The sequence below is a fragment of the Tsukamurella sputi genome (assembly GCF_007858445.1).
In the GTDB taxonomy this organism is placed as follows: domain Bacteria; phylum Actinomycetota; class Actinomycetes; order Mycobacteriales; family Mycobacteriaceae; genus Tsukamurella; species Tsukamurella sputi.
Genome location: NZ_VIGV01000004.1, coordinates 19,212 through 36,358 on the forward strand (window position 1 = coordinate 19,212; position 17,147 = coordinate 36,358).

Consider the following 17,147-nt stretch of genomic DNA (forward strand, 5'->3'; position numbering starts at 1 on the left):
CATGAGACATTGACTCGGAGCGGGTGACCATGAACAGATCCAGGGTGCGCGCATTCGTCGCGGCCGCGATCGTCCTGACGCAGTTCGCGGCGGTGGCGCCGGCCCACGCCGACCCGGACACCGGCGCGGTCGTGCTGCCCCTCGCGGCCACGGGCGATTCCGGGACCGTGGTGCTCCCCGGCCTGCAGGCCACTCGCACTCTCGCCGTCCCGACGCCCCGCGGGGCGCTCCCCGCGGAGCTCCGCGCGCGGGTGACGGCTCCGCCCTTCGTCTCCTCCGTCACCGTCGACGTACTGCAGGAGGGCCGGACGCTCTCGCGCACCGTCGTGCCGCGGCCCGCCGCGAACGCCCCGATCGTCCTGCCCCTGACCGGGATCCGCCCGCAGCAGGTCTCCACCACGGTCACACTGCGGACCTGGCTGCAGGCCGACGGACAGTGCCTGTTCGACGATGCCGACGCCCTGCGGCTGACGGACACGTCCGTCGGTTACGCCGGTGCTCCCGCTCAGCCCACGACCGCCGCCGACTTCCTCCCGCCCGTGCTCAGCCGCGTTTCGCTGCTGCTCCCCGCGCGACCCACCCGCGAGGAGGGCGCCGCGGCCGTCCGGCTCGCGGCCGCGCTGTCCGCGCACTACCCGGGCGCGCCGCTCACCGTCACGACCGGCGCGATCCCGGTGGGCGGGGCGGCGGGCACCACATCGCCCTTCGAGCGGCAGATCGTGATCTCGGGGACCGAGCCCCGGAGCTTCCAGCTGCGCACTGGGGCTTCCGGCACCTACGCGGTGCTCGGCGGCAGCGCCGACGACCTGACCCGGACCGCGGCGCTGCTCACCTCCGATCTCGCGCCGCTGGCCGCCTCGTCGGGCGTCCTCGTCGAACAGCCGGTGGCCGCGCCGCAATTGCCCCGCGTCATGGGCACCCTCGACGAGCTGGGCATCGGGACCCTCACCGCCACGGCGCTGTACCGGCCCACGGTGACCGTCGGGATCGACCAGACGCAGCTCGGCGGCCCGGTCCGCGACGTCCGGGTCCGCCTCGCCGGCACCTACAGCCCCGGAACCACGGGCGAGGCCGGCCGTGTCGTCGTCTCCGCGGGGGACCGGACGCTCGCGTCCTGGCCCGCCGACGCCACCGGGACCTTCGACCGCTGGGTCGACGTGCCGAACGACCTGCTCGCGCGTTACACGGCGCTCACCGTCGCGCTCGACCGTCCCGTCGCGCGCGGCGGCTGCGGCGAGGGCGGTGCCGCGACGCTCTCGGTCGACGGCTCGTCGGAGATCCGGCGCGCCACCGCCTCGCCGCCCGCCCCGTCGGGCTTCCAATCCCTGCCGCAGGCGCTCATGCCCCGGATGCAGGTCGCCTGGACCCGCGGCGACCTGCCCGACGTGCGCCGCGCCGTGGCCGTGGTCTCCGCGCTCGGGCGGATGGCCCGCGCGCCGCTCGGGGTCGACGTGGTCGACGCGGACGAGGCCGTCCGGTCGCGCGTCCCCGCCCTGTTCATCGACGCCGACGGTGCCCGCTCCGCCGACCTGCCGCTGCGCGTGCGGGCCGGGTCGGGCGGCACCATCGAGGCCGCGCGGCCCGACGGTGCGAAGGTCGTCCTCCGCCTCGATCCCCAGCTGCGCGCCGCGTCGCTGCAGGTGATCGCCGACGCGGACCGCACCCTCGTGGTGGCCACGTCGAACGGCGAACCCGGCCTGCTCGACGCCGAACTCGATTGGCTCGCCGCCGACCCCACCCGGTGGCCGACCCGGACCGGCGACGTCCTGCTGCAGACCCCGAACGCCGAACCGGTGCAGCTGAACACGGCACCACCGGCGGCCGCGAGGTCGTCGTCCGACCGTGGATGGGTGGCCGCGGCGGCCGCGGCCGGTGCGGTGGCGGTGCTGCTCGCGGTGGCGGCGGCCGTCGTGCTCGTGCGCCGCCGCCGTCGTGGCTGAGCCGACGACGGTCGAGCGCGGCCGCGACCGGGGGCGGCTGATCCGACCGGTGCTGCGCTGGGTGTTCCTGCTGGTCGCGACCGCCGTCGCCTTCCACGGCGCCTGGCGGACGGTGCTGCTGGAGGCCTCGGCGCACACCGAGATCGTCTACATCTACCTGGTCCCGCTGCTGATGCTGATCGCCTTCGTCGGGGTGACGGCGTACGCGGATCCCGGCCCGCCGATCAAGGACCGGCAGACCGATCTCATCGTGGGCACCGTGGTGCTGATCCTGGCGGTCGGCTTCCAGGTGATGCTGGTGCCGCGCTTCTCGCCCGTCTACCTGACGCTGCACCTGGACCTGTTGGCGGCGTGGCTGTTCCTGCTCGGCTGCTCGGTGCTGCTGTTCGGCACCCGCCCGACGGCCCGCTACCGCTGGGTGTGGGTCGTCGCGCTCGGGATCTTCCCGCTGCCGAACCGGGTCCTGGCGATCACCTTCGGCGCCTCGTCGGTCGCGCTGGGCGCCGCGTACATCGGCTTCGGCATGCTCGCGGCCGCGGTCGCGACGGGGAGCACCCGCCGCCGGGCGTTCCTCGGCGCGGCGGTCGGCGGGATCGGCGGGCTGATCGCGCTGGCCGTGCTCGCCCTGCTCGCGCCCGGCGCCGATCAGCACCTCTACGTGCTGATCCCGGCCACGGCCGCGGCGCTGACCGGGTCGCTCGTCCTGTACGCCGAACGGCGGCGACGGTCGCCGGACTGGCACCCGCTCGCACGCACGGTCCGCGCCCCGACGGTGCCGAACGGGCTCAAGACCGCCGCCGTGATCAGTGTCGTGGCCGCGGGACTCGCCTTCGTCCCGACGCCGACGGTGACCGGCGAGACCTACCGCGGCGCCGTGACCGTCGCCGACCGGACGCTGGAGCCGCCCGCCGGCTGGAACCGGCTGGGCGAGACGAGCACCGACTGGGTGAGCCAGTACTACGGACCGGGCGCCACACTGACCCGGCAGACCTGGCGGCAGGCCCAGGGCGACCTGCGCTGGGACCCGCTGCAGCGGCCGCGCACGATCGTCGTCGACACGCTGCGCACGCGCCGCCCCATCACGCTGGGCGTGTATCCGCTGCTCCTGCTGTACGAGGCGAACGGCAGCCGGTTCAGCTACCCCGCCGACGCGCTGCTCGACGGTGGCGTGCTGGGCGCGAAGACCAACATCGTCGACGACCGCACCCGCGTCTCCTACACCCGGCTGTCGTGGCAGTGGCACTGGGACGGGACCGTCGAGTCGGTGTCGATGATCGCCGTCGACGACCATCGCGAGTCGGCGACCTTCCCCCTGGCCCGGCCGACGGCCGCGAAGAACCTCGGCACCCTCGCCTCGGTGCTGTTGCGCGGCAACCTGGTGATCCGGGACTTCTCGGGGGAGCTGAAGGACGACGAACTGCTCACGCTCACCGCGAACCGGATGATCGCCGCCCGCCTGCGTCCCGGGGCTTCGGCATGACGGCCCGGCGCTCCGACGGGCTGAGCGATCCCGCCCTGCGCGCGGCCGCGCTGCACGACGCGGTCGATGGGCTGCGCGAGCGCGACCCGGACGCCTCGGCGTCGGTGGCCTTCTACCCGTGGCAGCGCAACCTGCTGCTGGGCCTCGTCGCGGTGGTGCTGGTAGCGGGGGTCTTCGACCTCGTCGGGACGCTGCGCGTGCTGGTGGCCGTCGCGACCGTCGCGTACGTCGTGACCCTCGTCGACCGTCTGCTGCTGTTCCGCCGCGGGCTGACCAATGCCGGGATCCGGGTGTCCGACGAGCGGGCGCGGGCGGTACCGGACGCGGACCTGCCGAGCTACACCGTCCTCGTGCCCGCCTACGACGAACCCGAGGTGGTGGGCGGGCTCATCGCCGCGATGCGCTCGCTCGACTACCCGGCGGAGAAGCTGCAGGTGCTGCTGCTCCTGGAGGCCGACGACCAGGTCACCATCGACGCCGCCCGGGAGGTGGCGGAGGACGATCTGGTGACGGTGGTGCTGGTGCCGCCTGCGGACCCGCGGACCAAGCCGAAGGCGTGCAACTACGGCCTGCACTTCGCCGACGGCGAGATCATCACCATCTACGACGCCGAGGACCTGCCCGATCCGCTGCAGCTGCGCCGCACGGCCGTCGCCTTCGCCGATCTCGACGACGACGTGGCCTGCGTGCAGTCGAACCTCAATTTCCACAACGCCTCGGACAACGTGCTGGCGGCGTGGTTCACGGCCGACTACGCGGTGTGGTTCGGCTACATCCTCCCCGGTCTGATGGCGAGCGATTCACCGATCCCGCTGGGCGGAACGTCGAACCACCTGCGCCGGTCGGTGCTCGACGAGATCGGCTCGTGGGATCCGTTCAACGTCACCGAGGACGCCGACCTGGGTGTGCGGATCGCGGCCCGCGGCTACCGCACCGCGGTGCTGGACTCGGTGACCTACGAGGAGGCGAACATCGACGGGATCAACTGGGTCCGTCAGCGTTCGCGCTGGTACAAGGGGTACCTGCAGACCTGGCTCGTGCACACCCGGCACCCCGTGCGGCTGGTCCGCGAGCTGGGCGCCAAGGGCTTCCTGCGGTTCACCACACTGCTCGCGGGTACGCCGCTGATCGCGTGTATGAACATGGCCTTCTGGCTGCTCATGATCCTGTGGTTCTTCGGCCAGTACTCCATCATCCGCGAGCTCTTCGGGCCGCTGGTCTACTACCCGGCGCTCGCCTCGCTCGTGATCGGCAACCTGTCGACGGTGTACATGACGCTGGTGACGATCCGCGAGGACCACCGGCCGGACCTGTTCTGGCCGGCGCTGCTGGTGCCCGGGTACTGGGCGATGATGTCGGTGGCGGCCATCAAGGGCACCTACCAGCTGATCCGCAACCCGTCGTACTGGGAGAAGACCTTCCACGGACTGTCGGCCAGCAAGCCGCCCGGGGGATCGTCGTGAGGGCCGCGCTGCGCCGGCCCGGCACCGTCGTCTTCCTGCTCGCGTCGGCGCTGTACCTGCTCGCCGGTGTGGTGGTCACGGCCCGGCACCAGATCCTGCTCGGCGACGCTCTGGCGCGCGTCGCCTCCGCCTCGTCGGCGGTGCACGGGCAGAGCCCCGGCCTGACCTCGCTCGGCTTCGTCTTCCCGCCGCTGACGGCACTGGCGCAGCTGCCGCTGGTCGCGCTCGATCCGATCGCGCCGTGGCTCACCGTCGACGGGATGTCGGCGGTGATCGTCTCCGCGCTGTTCGCGGCGGGCACGGTGGTCCAGCTCGACGGCATCGCCCGCGATCGCGGGGTGCGGGCCCTCGTGCGGGTGCCCGTGGTCGTCGTCTTCGCCGTGAATCCGATGATCGTCTTCTACGCCGCGAACGGGATGAGCGAGGCGCCGTGCCTGTTCTTCCTGGTCTGGGCGGTGCGCCGGCTGATCCGCTGGGCGGACGACGACGATGTGCACGAGCTGATCGTCGCGGGGATCGCCCTCGCCCTGGCCTACCTCACCCGGTACGACGGTGCCGTGGCCACCGCCGCCGCCGGCGTGCTGGTGTTCGTGATCACCTGGCGCCGGGCCCGCGGCGAGCGCCGTTTCGGCACCGCCTTCATGGACCTGAACCTGGTGGCGGCGCCGGGCCTCGCGGCCTTCCTCGCCTGGGCCCTGGCGGGTTGGATGATCACCGGCGACCTGTTCGCCCAGTTCAGTTCCCGGTACGGCAACAGCGCGATCCTCGCGCAGACCGGGGGCGCCGACGGTGCCGCCGCCTCCCCGGCGGCGATGTCCGCCATGTCCTTCGTGATCCTGGCGCCCACGTTGCCGGTGCTGCTCGTGTGCGCCGCGGTCGTGCAGCGCCGGCGTCCGGTGGTGCTGGCCGCGCCGCTCGCGGTCTTCGGCGCGGTCCTGCTGTTCCAGACGGCGACCTTCCTCAGCGGCGGCACCTTCGGCTTCCTCCGCTTCACCATCACGGCGATCCCACTGGCTGCGATCCTCGCGCTGTTCGCGACGCCCGCGGGCCGGGCCGTCACCTCCCCGCGACCCGGTCGCTTCCGGTGGATGGGCGCACCGCCGGGCCCGCCGCGCCGGTCCGTCGTGGCCCCGACGGTGGCGGTGCTCGCCCTCGTGGCCGCGCTGCCCGTGACGACGGTGGGCATGGGCTCGCCCATCTATGCCGCCCAGGAGTTCGCTCTGCGCACCGTCTTCGCGGGCCCGGCCGACACCGGCCCCGAGCTGGACCGCGCCCGCCGCACCGCGCTGGCCTTCGCCACCGAACGCCGGATCGCGGAGTACCTCGACGCGAAGGGGCTGCCCCGGGCGAGCGTGGCCGTGGACACGGCCTCCGGGTTCGCGATCGTCGCGCGGTCGCAGCGGCCGCTGCAGTTCATCGAGACGGCCGACCCCGACTTCACGCAGGCGGTGAACGCGCCGACCCGGCACGGCGTGCGCTACCTGCTGACGGTGCCGCCGACCGGCCGTGGCGAGGCGGATGCGCTGAACCTGCGCTACCCGACCCTCTTCGAGAACGGCGCCGGTGTGGCCGAGCTCGAGGTGGAGGCGCGCAACGACGCCCCGGACCAGCCCGACTGGCGGCTCTACCGCGTGCTCGGCGCGGGCTCCTGAGACGCGGACGCCGGCGGCACGGGCGGGGAGGGCGGCGTGCGGGTCGCCGCGGCGGCCACGACGGGCCAGACGGGATCGTCGGGGCCGATGTCCATCGTGCAGCCGCTGATCCGACGATCCGGCACCGCCGACCACAGGAGCACGCCCGCGGCGCCCGCCTCCCGCAGGCGCGCGGTGTTCCGCTCGACGATGCCCGCCCGCGCCTCCCGGCTCACGGCGCAGCCGGAGCCGGCGTCCATGCCGAGTTCCCCGATGAACAAGGGCTTGCCGACCTGTGCGGTCTGCCGCAGGCGCACCGCGAGACCGTCGTAGGGGCTGCCGGGGAAGGTCGCGCCGTCGCTCGCGTAGTGGTGGTACTCGGCGACGTCCACGGCGGGGAGCGCCGACAACGCCCGGTAGTCGTCGCCCGCCGCGCCGCACTGGCCGCCGCCGGCGATACCGGCGAACAGGAGGCGGTCGGGGTCGAGCCGGCGCACGAGCGCCGAGGCGTCGGTGACGAAGGAGCGGAGCACGGGGCCGGCGTCGGCGGGGCACCGTCGTGCGCTCCACGTGCACGCGGCGTCGCCGCAGTCCGACACCTCGGCCTCGTTGAGCAGGGACCACCCGGCCACGGTCGGCTCGGAACGCCACCGGCGCACCGCGGTGTCGATCCACTCCGGGAACGTGCGGCTGCCCGCGGTGTCGGTGCGCCACCCGCCGCGATACCAGCCGGACTGTTTGAACCCGCCGTCGCAGGCGCCCTCGCCGTTCCCCAGCACCGGTAACAGCAGCTGATCGTGGCGGCGCGCGGCGGCGAAGACCCGGTCGAGGGGGCCGAAGTCGAGGGCACCCGTGCGGTCCCGCGCCTGGCCGGCGAAGAGCCAGAAGCGGGTCAGCGTGCGGGGCGGGAGCGAGCCGAAGTAGGCGTCGAGGTCGGTCTGGGCGCCGCAGCCGGCGTTGACCGACCAGTCCGTGCCCAGCTGGTACGCGTTGACGCCGAGCGGCCACCACGGGGCGCCGTCGAGGATGAGCCCGGTGCCCGCCGCGCGGACCCGCGCCGCCGCCGACGGCCCCGGTCCGGGCTCCGGGGGCGGCGTGCACGCCACCAGCGCCAGGCAGGTGAGCACCGCCAGCAGAGCCCTCGTGCCCACGCGCGTCATGGGACTACTCAATCACGCCCGTGGTGGCCGCACGCGGGCCGGAAAGGGTGTCTCCGCTCACGCCCGCGCGGCGTTCGCGACGATCTCCGCCGCGAGTCGTTCGGGTCGCTCGTCGGGGATCCAGTGGCTCACCCCGTCGAGCACGACGAACCGGTAGGGCCCGTCGACGTACTCGCCTGCCAGCTCGGCGCCCGCACGGGTCAGCGCGACGTCGTCGGTGCTCCAGATGTAGGTCACCGGGCACGCGATGCGGGTGGCCGCACCGGGCTTCACCGCGGTGAAGGGCATGCCCCGGTAGTAGTTCAGTCCGCCGGTCAGGAGGCCGGGCGTCAGCACCTCGTCGACGACGGTGCGCACCGCCCCGTCGGGCATCCCGCTCGCGCGGAGGAAGGCCTCGAACCGTCCCGGGAAGCGGCGGGCCAGGAGCTCCGGCACGGCAGGGATCTGGAACAGGAACATGTAGTACGACTTCAGCGCCTGGTCCGAGCGGAGGAAGGCGCGCAGGAAGGCGAGCGGGTGCGGCACGGAGACGGCGGTGAGGGTGCGCACCGACTCGGGGTGGGTGGCCGCGGTGAGCCACGCGGTCGACGATCCCCAGTCGTGCCCCACGAGGTGCGCCGGCCCCGTCCGCTGCAGCAGGGCCGCGACGTCGGCGGCCAGCTCGGAGCTGCGGTACTGCCAGCGCCGCTCCGGGCTCGCCGTGCGCGCGTACCCCCGCTGCCACGGCACGACGGTGCGGTACCCCTGCGCGTGCAGGTGCTCGGCCGTCGCCTCCCAGGAGGTGGGCGTCTGCGGGAAGCCGTGCAGCAGCACGACGATCTCCCCGTCGATCGGCCCGCTGTCGACCACGGGGAAGGTCAGGTCCGCGCGCGTGAACTCCGTGATCCGTTCCGTCATGGCCCCACCCAACCACGCGCCGTCGCGCCGGGCATCCGACCAGGGGCGGAAACCCGGGGACCGGGCCGGACCGCCACCAGCGCCCGAGCATCACCTGCGTGTCCGCGCACGCAGCTCGTCGACCTGGCTCTTCAGCGACTCATGAGCGAGGCTTAAGGGCGGGCTGCGATGGTGTGGATGTCAGCAGATGAGTCCACGGAGAAGGAGCAGTCATGATCGTCCGGAAGATCGTCGCCGCCACCGCCGCCCTGGCGGCAACTGCAGGGATCGCCGCCGTCGCCCCCGGCGCCGCGAACGCCACGCCCAACGCCTGCGACGTGCACCAGAGCACGATCGCGCACATCGAGACGCCCAGTTCCAGCGCGTCCATCTGCCGCTGGCAGGGCGACGGGCGCAGCGAGTACCGCGGCTTCGGCAAGGGCAACGGCCTCGCCGTGACCGCCCCGGTCGTGTGGTCGAACGGAGCCTCGTACAGCGCCGTCAACAACGGCTACACCTACCGGCTCGACGTGGGGCGCGGCCTCGCCGTCGTCGCCCCGGACGGCTACCAGATCTCCTACGAGCCGGCGATCTGATCGACGCGGGCGGTGCTCACGCGCGGTGCCGCACCTCGTATCCGCTCACCACGGACACGCGGTTGAAGGCGTTGATCGTGACCGCAGCCCAGACCAGCACCGAGGTCTGCGCCTCGTCGAGCACGTCGGTCACGCGGTCGTAGGCGATGTCCGCGGCGTGGTGCGGCGGCAGCTCCGTCACCAGCTCGGCGATCTCCAGTGCGGCGCGCTGCACGTCGTCGAACAGGGCGGGCGCCTCGCGCCAGGCCGCCACGACATCGAGCTGCTGGTCGGTGAGTCCGGCGGCGCGCCCGGCGCGGGCGTGCAGGTCGAGGCAGTAGGCGCACCCGTTGAGCTGCGAGCACCGTAGATTCACCAATTCGACGACGTCCCGGCCGATTCCGGCGGCCTCGGCGGCGGCCGCGACCTCCGTCGACACGGCGATCAATTGCTTGTAGATCCGGGGGGAGGCCTTGTCGATCCGCACGCGCTGAGCTGGCATGGCACTAGGCTAGCGGTCATGAGCAACGTCGACCGACAGCCCGAAGAGGTCGAGTGCGGGGCCACGGTGGACGGGCCGGCCCCCGGTGCCGGGGTGGAGGTGATCTCCGCCCGCGAGGTGCCTCTCGGCGGCCCCCGCGCGATGACGGTGCGCCGTACCCTCCCCACGCACGAGCGCTCGATGATCGGCGCGTGGTGCTTCGCGGACCACTACGGCCCGGACGAGGTGGACCGCTCCGGCGGCATGAACGTGCCGCCGCACCCGCACACCGGCCTGCAGACGGTGAGCTGGCTGTTCGAGGGGGAGATCGAGCACCGCGACAGCGCCGGTGTCGAGGCGCCTGTCCTTCCCGGTGAGATCAACCTCATGTCCGCGGGCTTCGGCATCAGCCATTCCGAGGTCTCCACGCCGCAGACCCGGCGGCTGCACGGCGTGCAGCTGTGGCTCGCGCTGCCCGATCGGGCGCGGAACGCGCCCAACGGCTTCCAGCACTACGCTCCTCCCGCCGTCGACCTGCCCGACGTGCGGTCCGGCGGCCCGGGCGGCACCGCGCGCGTCTTCATCGGCGAGCTCGCGGGCAGCACGTCGCCGATCGTCACCGCCACGCCGCTGCTGGGAGCCGAGCTGATCCTGCGCCCCGGCGCGCGGGTGAGCCTCGCGGTCGATCCCGCCTTCGAACACGGCGTCCTGCTGGATACCGAGCGCCTCCTCGTCGACGGGGTCTCCCTCGCCTGGGGCGACCTCGGGTACACCGGGCCGGGGCTGGGCGGGATCCGCCTGCACAACCCCACCGAGGAGGACGCGCGAGTGGTCCTGCTCGGCGGCGTCCCGTTCGACGAGGACATCGTGATGTGGTGGAACTTCGTGGGCCGCAGCCACGAGGAGATCGTCGAGTACCGCGCGGAATGGGAGGCGCGCGCCGTGCGTTTCGGCAGTGTGAACGGATGGCGAGACGATCAGTACCTGCCGGCGCCGCCGCTCCCCACCACCCGGCTCAAGCCCCGCAGGAGGAACCCCTGATGACCGAGAACGCCGACCCCACCCGGGAAACAGTCGTCGTCCGCAACGATGCCCAGGGCCGCTACGACATCACCGTCGACGGTGAGCTCGCGGGCTTCACCCTCTTCGTCGACCGCGGTGAGCAGCGGATCTTCCCGCACACCGAGCTCGACGAGAAGTTCTCGGGCCGCGGGCTCAGCGGCATCCTGGTGCACGACGCACTCGAGGACACCCGCGCCGCCGGCAAGCGCGTGGTACCGGTGTGCCCGCTGGTCAAGCGGTACGTCTCCAAGCACCCCGAGGTGCAGGACATCGTCGATCCGGTGACCCCGGAGATCCTCGCCGCTCTCCGCTGACAGTCGCTCACAAGTCCGGCTCGATGGCGACCTTCACAGGGAACTGACAGCGAGTCGTCAGAGTCCTGGCCGTCGCACCGTGCACTATGGCGTTGTGTCCAGTGCGAATGACGAAGCCATGCCCCGGGTGCTCGTGGTCGACGACGAGCAGAGCATCCGGGAGCTGCTGCAGGTGAGCCTCAAGTTCCAGGGCTTCGACGTGGCCGTCGCCCAGGACGGCCCGGCGGCGCTCGACCGCGTCCGGACCTTCCGGCCCGACGTCATGGTGCTCGACATCATGATGCCGGGCATGGACGGCCTCGGACTGCTCAAGCGGCTGCGGCAGGACGGCGTCGAGGCGCCCGCGCTGTTCCTCACGGCGCGGGACTCGGTCGAGGACAAGGTCGCCGGCCTCACGCTCGGCGGCGACGACTACGTGACCAAGCCCTTCAGCCTCGAAGAGGTCGTGGCGCGGATCAACGTGCTGTTGCGCCGCAGCGGCTTCGGCGAGGAGGCGGCGACGACCCGCCTGACCTTCGCGGATCTGGAGCTGGACGACGAGACGCACGAGGTCTGGAAGGCCGGGGAACTGGTCTCCCTCTCGCCGACCGAGTTCACGCTGCTGCGCTACTTCATGGTCAACGCCGGTGTCGTGCTGTCGAAGCCACGCATCCTCGATCACGTGTGGCACTACGACTTCGGCGGTGACGTGAACGTGGTGGAGTCCTACGTCTCGTACCTGCGCCGCAAGGTCGACACCGGCGAGACGCGCCTGATCCACACACTGCGCGGCGTGGGCTACGTGCTGCGCGAACCCCGGTAGCCCGCCGTGGGTTCGCGCCCCGGACTGGCGTCGCGGGTACCGCTGCGCTTCTCGCTGGTCGCGCTGGTGGTGGGGCTGGTCTTCCTCGGTCTGCTGGCCTCCGGCACGGCGCTGACGGCGGCGATGCGCGACCGTCTGGTCTCCCGCGAGGACCAGACGCTGCGGCAGGCCGCCGACACCTGGGCCAGGCCGAAGCCGAATCTGCCCGAGCCGGTGCGCGGTGGCAAGCCCCCGCCCACCCGCTTCTACCAGGCGGTCTTCCTGCCCGACGGCACCCAGCTGCGGATCAGCAATCCCGACTTCACCGAGCAGCCGGACCTGTCGGGCCTCGACGACCTGCACGGTGAGGCCGTGACGGTGCACTCCGTCGGCGGCAAGGGGCCGCAGTGGCGCGTCGTGCAGTCGACCTCGCAGTACGGCGTCGCCTACGTCGCCGTGACCCTCTCGGACGTCGAATCGACGCTGCGCGCGATGGTCGCGCTCGAACTGCTCATCGGTGGTGGCGTGCTCATCGTCGCGGGCGGGCTCGGCTACCTCGTGGTGCGCCGATCGCTGCGCCCGTTGGAGGAGGTCGAGGCGACGGCCGAGGCGATCGCCGCGGGCGATCTCACCCGCCGCGTCCCGCAGGCGCCCGCGCACACCGAGGTCGGGCGACTGTCCTCGTCGATCAACACGATGCTGCACCAGGTGCAGGACTCGTTCGACAGGGTCGCCGCGTCGGAGGAGCACGCCCGCGCCGACGAGGAGCGGATGCGTCGGTTCGTCGGCGACGCCTCGCACGAGCTGCGCACCCCACTCACCTCGATCCGCGGCTTCGCGGAGCTCTACCGGCAGGGCGCCACCGACGACACCGAGTTCGTGATGTCCCGCATCGAGTCCGAGGCGCAGCGGATGGGCCTGCTCGTCGAGGACCTGCTTCTGCTCGCCCGCCTCGACGCGCGGCGCCCGCTCGCCGAGGACGTCGTCGACCTCGTGGCGGTGGCCGACGATGTGGTGCACGCCGCGCAGGCCCGCGAACCGGAGCGCACGATCGACCTCGTCGCGGACGATCCCGTCGAGGTCACCGGGGACCGCGATCGCCTGCACCAGGTCGTGACCAATCTGGTCTCGAACGCCCTGCGCCACACGCCCGCCGACGCCTCGGTGTGCGTCCGAGTGGCGGCCGAGCCGGGGGCGGTGGTGCTGTCCGTCTCGGATACCGGCCCGGGGATGGAGCCCGACGAGGCCGCGCGCGCCTTCGAGCGGTTCTACCGCGCCGACTCCTCGCGGAGCCGGGGCTACGGTGGCGGCGCGGGTCTGGGCCTGTCGATCGTGCAGAGCATCGTCGAGCGGCACGGGGGCACGGTCACCGTGGACACGGCGCCGGGGGAGGGCGCATGCTTCACGGTGCGCCTGCCGCGCTGATCACTCCGCGGCGAGCGCCTCGACGATCCTCGTCTGCGCCTCGTCGAGCGACTCGGGGGAGGGGTTCGGGTCCGCCTGGCCGAAGTCGAAGTCGGTGAGCGTGTAGGCGGGGAAGACGTGCACGTGCAGGTGCGGCACCTCGAGGCCGGCGATCACGACGCCGGCGCGCGGCGCACCGAAGGCGCGCTTGACGGCGCGGCCGAGCTTCCGCGAGACGGCGGTGATGTGGCTGAACAGCTCGTCGTCGATCGACTCCCAGTGGTCGACCTCGTCGCGCGGCACCACGAGGACGTGGCCCTGGGTGAGCGGGGCGATGGTCAGGAACGCCACCACGGAATCGTCCTGATACACGAACCGTCCGGGGAGTTCACCGGCGATGATCTTGGAGAAGACGGAAGCCATGGGGCCAGGCTATCGGAGCAGCCCGCCGATGTCCGCGGACGCCAACATCGCCACCAGGATCGGCACCACCCGTTGCGGTGCCACCGTGTACTGGCCGCGTACACCCTTGTCGACCACGCCGGCCCCGGTGAGGGTGCCGAGGTGGTGGTACAGCTGTCCCTTGGATCCGCCGTCGACGCGGTCCATCAGTTCCGCGGCCGTCCGGGGGCCGAGCAGCAGGTCCTGGACGATCGCGAGTCGCGCGGGATGACCCAGCGCCGCGAGCACCGTCGCGAGCCGCCCGGGCGGCAACGCGGCGACGGCTCCCGCGGAGTAGTCGATGCGCCAGCTCACGTCGCCGTCGAGGCTCACGGTTCCGGCGTAGCCGACGGTGCCCGCGCCGGCTCCGGCCGGACGCGGCTCGGCGGGAACCGCTCCTGACGCCGCCTCGAGTGCGGCGACCCGCGATTCGAGGTCGGCGAGGCGCTCGTCGTCGGTCATGGCGGGAGTCTACGAGCGCAGCGCGCAGGCCACGCGTCCGCGGGTATCTGCATCGGTCATGGCGTCGATGAGCATCGCCTGGTGCGGCATCGCCGCAGCGTTGTCCTTCGCGAGGTCGGTCATCGGTACCCGCTCGACCATGAACACGGCGGTGGCCACCGATCCGTCGGGCCGACGGCCCTCGACGGACAGGGTGCGGACGCCCGGGAAGGATCCGCCCTTGAACCCCAGGGTCTGGAGGCCGACGGGCGCGAGTTGTTCCGGCCCGGCCGACTGCCATTCGAGGAACGGTCTTGCGAGTGCGGCACCCGGGCCGAATTCACCGGTGGCGAGATCGCGGATGAGCCGCGCGAAGGAGCGCGCCGGCGCGGAGTAGGTGTGCCGGCGGATTGCGTCGAACAGCGCCTGCTCCGTCGAGGCGTTCGCCGCGAGGAGGGAGTCGTACGTGGATGCGAAGACCGGCGGGGCGCCCGGCATGCCGTAGCGGTCCATGACCGCGCGCAGTGGGCCGTCCCCGAGTCGAGCGAGGATGGCGTCGGGTGCCGCACTGTCGGAGAGGCGGATCATCACGTCGGCGAGTTGATGAAGGCTGACGGTGCCGGACATGTTCCGCGGTACGCCGTCGTCGGCGGGGATGCCGAGGTACTTCAGCGCCTCGATGTGCATCCCGCCGTCGGTGGGGGTGCCCCCGGATGTCTTGTACCACTTCTGCCACGCGGACAGAGGAATCCGCTCGTTCATGTCGATCCGTCCTGCGGCGGCTTCAGCCGTGAGCGCTGCGAGGTGGACCAGTTTGACCATGGATGCGGTCGGCATAGCGACGTCTGCGCGGTGCTGCAGCGTCCCGCCGCGGCCGTCGTCGACAACGAGCGAGACCTCGTCGCGGTGCTGCGCGAGGTAGCCCGCCCAGCCGTCGGCGGTTGCGGTGTCAGCGGTGGGCGGCGGGGGACAGGGTGCGGCGGCCGCCGCTGGGACAGGACCCGCTGCGACCAGCAGGGCGGTGAGTGCGGCGAGGACGGGGCGGCGCATCGATACCTCCGAAATCTGTTAGTACGTAATTCCGGATAAAGCATACGACTGAGTGGCTGCAGTGTCCACGCGGTCCACCGGTAAGGTCGGTGACGTGCGAGTACTCGTCATCGGCACCGGCGGCCGCGAACACGCCCTCATCGACGCGCTGACCCGCGATCCCCAGGTCACCGAGCTGCATGCCGCCCCGGGCAATCCGGGCACGGCGGCGATCGCGACCAACCACGAGGTGGACGCCTCCTCGGGCGACGAGGTCGCCGCGCTCGCCGAGCGCCTCGCCGCCGATCTCGTGGTGATCGGCCCTGAAGTGCCGCTCGTCCTCGGCGTCGCCGACGCGGTCCGGGCCCGTGGCATCGCCGTCTTCGGTCCGTCCGCCGCCGCCGCGCAGATCGAGGGCTCCAAGGCCTTCGCCAAGGACGTCATGGACGCCGCCGGCGTGCGCACCGCGCGCAGCGAGATCGTCGACAGCCCGGCGGGCATCGACGCCGCGCTCGACCGCTTCGGCCCCACCTGGGTCGTCAAGGACGACGGCCTGGCCGCCGGCAAGGGCGTCGTCGTCACCGCCGATCGTGCCGCGGCCCGCGCGCACGCCGCGGACCTGATCGAGTCGGGCCGCCCCGCGCTGCTGGAATCCTTCCTCGACGGTCCGGAGGTCTCGCTCTTCTGCCTCGTCGACGGCGAGGACGTCGTGCCACTGCTGCCTGCGCAGGACCACAAGCGGGTCGACGACGGTGACACGGGCCCGAACACGGGCGGCATGGGCGCGTACGCCCCGCTGCCCTGGCTCGCCGACGGTGCGGTGGACGAGATCGTCGAGACGGTGGTGCGTCCCGTCGCGCGCGAGATGGTGCGCCGGGGCGTGCCCTTCTCCGGGCTGCTGTACGCGGGCCTCGCGATGGGTGCCGAGGGCCCCGCCGTGGTCGAGTTCAACTGCCGCTTCGGCGACCCCGAGACCCAGGCGGTGCTGAGCCTGCTCGAGTCGCCGCTGGGCGAGGCCCTGCACGCGACCGCGACGGGCGGGCTCGGTGCCCTGCCGCCGCTGCGGTGGCGCGACGGTGCCGCCATCACCGTGGTGCTGGCCGCCGAGAACTACCCCGCCGCGCCGCGCAAGGGCGACGTCATCACGGGCGCCGACGGCGCGGGGATCTATCACGCCGGGACCGCGGTCGACGCCGACGGACGCCTCGTCTCGAACGGCGGTCGTGTGCTCAACGTGGTCGGTGTCGGCGATGACCTGTCCGCGGCCCGCGCGGACGCCTACGCGAAGCTGGAGCGGATCAAGCTGCCGGGCAGTCATTTCCGCACCGATATCGGACATCAGGCCTTGCAGTAGCGGGGTTCGCCCACGTCGGCGGATCTGTGTGCCGACGATTTGGTCGAAACCATCAGACCGGACGGGACGTGCTGGCAGCATGTCCCTGATGACAGCCGCGACCACGCCCAAGGGTGAGCGCCGGCGCGCGGCACTCGTGGCCGCGGCCGGAGAGCTCCTCGTCGAGGGTGGATTCGAGTCGGTGCGGCACCGTGCCGTCGCGCACCGCGCGCACATCCCGTTGGCCGCCACCACCTACTACTTCGAGTCGCTGGGCGATCTGCTGTCCCACGCCGTGGCGTACGCCGGTGACCGCGATGTCGCCGCGGTGCGCGCCCGGGTGGAGGCGGTCAGCCGCCGCAAGCGCGGGGACTCGGCACTGGCGAAGGTCCTCGCCTCGGTCTTCTTCGCCAGTGACACCGACGCCGATCGCGGCGCGCTCGTCTCGCGCTACGAGCGGATGGTGCTGTGCACCCGCGATCCGGAGCTCACCCGGTTGCAGGCGCAGATGCGGAACGTCCTGGCGGAGCTGCACGTCGAGGTGCTGGCACGCTCCGGTCGTCGTGCTGCGCCGACCGATGTCGAGCGCTTGATGGCGATCGAGGACGGCGCGGCCCTCGCGGCCTTCACCGCGCAGGGGGCGGACGTGCCCCGCGCCGTGCGCGAGGCGCTCGTCACCGTCGTCGACGATCTGGCCCCCGTTCTTCCGTGAACGGGGCTCGCCGTCGTGCATGAG

General features: G+C 72.5%; 17 protein-coding genes. 11 read left to right on the forward strand and 6 right to left on the reverse strand.

What is annotated here, in order from left to right; genetic code table 11:
- Nucleotides 1-29: 29 nt before the first annotated feature.
- From FK268_RS12900 to FK268_RS12915, 4 genes are read left to right on the forward strand one after another with little or no spacing between them, the layout of a single operon-like run.
- Nucleotides 30-1,940: a hypothetical protein gene (locus FK268_RS12900; protein WP_146434657.1), complete on the forward strand. Its 1,911-nt coding sequence runs from the start codon at nucleotides 30-32 to the stop codon at nucleotides 1,938-1,940.
- Nucleotides 1,933-3,420, forward strand: a complete 1,488-nt coding sequence (locus tag FK268_RS12905; RefSeq protein WP_146434659.1) for a YfhO family protein — start codon at nucleotides 1,933-1,935, stop codon at nucleotides 3,418-3,420. The genes FK268_RS12900 and FK268_RS12905 overlap by 8 nt, the downstream gene beginning before the upstream one ends.
- Entirely contained in the window at nucleotides 3,417-4,883 is a 1,467-nt protein-coding gene (locus tag FK268_RS12910) for a glycosyltransferase (protein WP_146434660.1), read from the forward strand. Before FK268_RS12905 ends, FK268_RS12910 begins: the two co-directional genes overlap by 4 nt.
- Nucleotides 4,880-6,535 (forward strand): glycosyltransferase family protein, encoded by a 1,656-nt coding sequence (locus tag FK268_RS12915; protein WP_231707066.1) that lies wholly within the window; start codon nucleotides 4,880-4,882, stop codon nucleotides 6,533-6,535. The genes FK268_RS12910 and FK268_RS12915 overlap by 4 nt, the downstream gene beginning before the upstream one ends.
- Here FK268_RS12915 and FK268_RS12920 read toward each other — a convergent pair.
- Both FK268_RS12920 and FK268_RS12925 read right to left on the reverse strand, forming a co-directional pair.
- Nucleotides 6,508-7,674 carry a beta-mannosidase gene (locus FK268_RS12920; protein WP_193560281.1) on the reverse strand — a complete coding sequence of 389 codons (1,167 nt, stop codon included), beginning with the start codon at nucleotides 7,672-7,674 and terminating at the stop codon, nucleotides 6,508-6,510. The two genes, FK268_RS12915 and FK268_RS12920, sit on opposite strands and share 28 nt — an antisense overlap.
- A gap of 57 nt (nucleotides 7,675-7,731) precedes the next feature.
- A complete protein-coding gene (locus tag FK268_RS12925) occupies nucleotides 7,732-8,571 on the reverse strand; it encodes an alpha/beta fold hydrolase (RefSeq protein WP_146434662.1) in 840 nt (279 codons plus the stop codon).
- 212 nt (nucleotides 8,572-8,783) lie between these two features.
- Here FK268_RS12925 and FK268_RS12930 point away from each other — a divergent pair, with 212 nt between their 5' ends.
- Nucleotides 8,784-9,146, forward strand: coding sequence for a hypothetical protein (locus tag FK268_RS12930; protein ID WP_146434664.1), 363 nt, complete (start codon nucleotides 8,784-8,786; stop codon nucleotides 9,144-9,146).
- Between the two features lie 16 nt (nucleotides 9,147-9,162).
- Here FK268_RS12930 and FK268_RS12935 read toward each other — a convergent pair whose 3' ends face one another.
- Complete coding sequence (locus FK268_RS12935; protein ID WP_146434666.1) at nucleotides 9,163-9,627, reverse strand: carboxymuconolactone decarboxylase family protein; 465 nt, start codon at nucleotides 9,625-9,627, stop codon at nucleotides 9,163-9,165.
- Nucleotides 9,628-9,645: 18 nt separating this feature from the next.
- Between FK268_RS12935 and FK268_RS12940 the strand changes: the two genes are divergently transcribed.
- The 4 genes from FK268_RS12940 (at nucleotide 9,646) to FK268_RS12955 (ending at nucleotide 13,188) form a co-directional block, all read left to right on the forward strand.
- Complete coding sequence (locus FK268_RS12940) at nucleotides 9,646-10,647, forward strand: pirin family protein (RefSeq protein WP_146434668.1); 1,002 nt, start codon at nucleotides 9,646-9,648, stop codon at nucleotides 10,645-10,647.
- The gene (locus FK268_RS12945) at nucleotides 10,647-10,982 is read left to right on the forward strand and encodes a GNAT family N-acetyltransferase (RefSeq protein ID WP_146434670.1); all 336 of its coding nucleotides are present in this window, start codon (nucleotides 10,647-10,649) and stop codon (nucleotides 10,980-10,982) included. Before FK268_RS12940 ends, FK268_RS12945 begins: the two co-directional genes overlap by 1 nt.
- A 118-nt stretch (nucleotides 10,983-11,100) precedes the next feature.
- Entirely contained in the window at nucleotides 11,101-11,784 is a 684-nt protein-coding gene (locus FK268_RS12950; protein ID WP_146435805.1) for a response regulator transcription factor, read from the forward strand.
- 6 nt (nucleotides 11,785-11,790) lie between these two features.
- A complete protein-coding gene (locus FK268_RS12955; RefSeq protein WP_231707067.1) occupies nucleotides 11,791-13,188 on the forward strand; it encodes a sensor histidine kinase in 1,398 nt (465 codons plus the stop codon).
- Here the strand turns inward: FK268_RS12955 and FK268_RS12960 are convergent, their stop codons facing one another.
- The 3 genes from FK268_RS12960 to FK268_RS12970 are packed head-to-tail and all read right to left on the reverse strand — an operon-like array spanning nucleotide 13,189 to nucleotide 15,099.
- A complete protein-coding gene (locus FK268_RS12960; RefSeq protein WP_146434672.1) occupies nucleotides 13,189-13,590 on the reverse strand; it encodes an HIT family protein in 402 nt (133 codons plus the stop codon).
- Nucleotides 13,591-13,599: 9 nt separating this feature from the next.
- Nucleotides 13,600-14,070, reverse strand: coding sequence for an ArsR/SmtB family transcription factor (locus tag FK268_RS12965; RefSeq protein ID WP_146434675.1), 471 nt, complete (start codon nucleotides 14,068-14,070; stop codon nucleotides 13,600-13,602).
- A gap of 9 nt (nucleotides 14,071-14,079) precedes the next feature.
- A complete protein-coding gene (locus tag FK268_RS12970) occupies nucleotides 14,080-15,099 on the reverse strand; it encodes a serine hydrolase (RefSeq protein ID WP_146434677.1) in 1,020 nt (339 codons plus the stop codon).
- 94 nt (nucleotides 15,100-15,193) lie between these two features.
- On the opposite strand from FK268_RS12970, the gene purD reads away from it, so the two are divergent.
- The gene (gene purD / locus FK268_RS12975; RefSeq protein WP_146435809.1) at nucleotides 15,194-16,432 is read left to right on the forward strand and encodes a phosphoribosylamine--glycine ligase; all 1,239 of its coding nucleotides are present in this window, start codon (nucleotides 15,194-15,196) and stop codon (nucleotides 16,430-16,432) included.
- An 88-nt stretch (nucleotides 16,433-16,520) separates the two neighbouring features.
- Nucleotides 16,521-17,123: a TetR/AcrR family transcriptional regulator gene (locus tag FK268_RS12980; RefSeq protein ID WP_146434679.1), complete on the forward strand. Its 603-nt coding sequence runs from the start codon at nucleotides 16,521-16,523 to the stop codon at nucleotides 17,121-17,123.
- Nucleotides 17,124-17,147: the final 24 nt, after the last annotated feature.

Excerpts from the sequence above, each read along its gene's own strand:
- FK268_RS12900 (WP_146434657.1), top strand. The coding sequence starts at position 30 with ATGAACAGATCCAGGGTGCGCGCATTCGTCGCGGCCGCGATCGTCCTG.
- FK268_RS12980 (WP_146434679.1), top strand. The coding sequence starts at position 16,521 with ATGACAGCCGCGACCACGCCCAAGGGTGAGCGCCGGCGCGCGGCACTC.
- FK268_RS12910 (WP_146434660.1), top strand. The coding sequence starts at position 3,417 with ATGACGGCCCGGCGCTCCGACGGGCTGAGCGATCCCGCCCTGCGCGCG.
- FK268_RS12970 (WP_146434677.1), bottom strand. The coding sequence starts at position 15,099 with ATGCGCCGCCCCGTCCTCGCCGCACTCACCGCCCTGCTGGTCGCAGCG.
- FK268_RS12940 (WP_146434668.1), top strand. The coding sequence starts at position 9,646 with ATGAGCAACGTCGACCGACAGCCCGAAGAGGTCGAGTGCGGGGCCACG.
- FK268_RS12935 (WP_146434666.1), bottom strand. The coding sequence starts at position 9,627 with ATGCCAGCTCAGCGCGTGCGGATCGACAAGGCCTCCCCCCGGATCTAC.
- FK268_RS12965 (WP_146434675.1), bottom strand. The coding sequence starts at position 14,070 with ATGACCGACGACGAGCGCCTCGCCGACCTCGAATCGCGGGTCGCCGCA.
- FK268_RS12950 (WP_146435805.1), top strand. The coding sequence starts at position 11,101 with ATGCCCCGGGTGCTCGTGGTCGACGACGAGCAGAGCATCCGGGAGCTG.
- FK268_RS12930 (WP_146434664.1), top strand. The coding sequence starts at position 8,784 with ATGATCGTCCGGAAGATCGTCGCCGCCACCGCCGCCCTGGCGGCAACT.
- FK268_RS12925 (WP_146434662.1), bottom strand. The coding sequence starts at position 8,571 with ATGACGGAACGGATCACGGAGTTCACGCGCGCGGACCTGACCTTCCCC.
- FK268_RS12945 (WP_146434670.1), top strand. The coding sequence starts at position 10,647 with ATGACCGAGAACGCCGACCCCACCCGGGAAACAGTCGTCGTCCGCAAC.
- FK268_RS12920 (WP_193560281.1), bottom strand. The coding sequence starts at position 7,674 with ATGACGCGCGTGGGCACGAGGGCTCTGCTGGCGGTGCTCACCTGCCTG.
- FK268_RS12960 (WP_146434672.1), bottom strand. The coding sequence starts at position 13,590 with ATGGCTTCCGTCTTCTCCAAGATCATCGCCGGTGAACTCCCCGGACGG.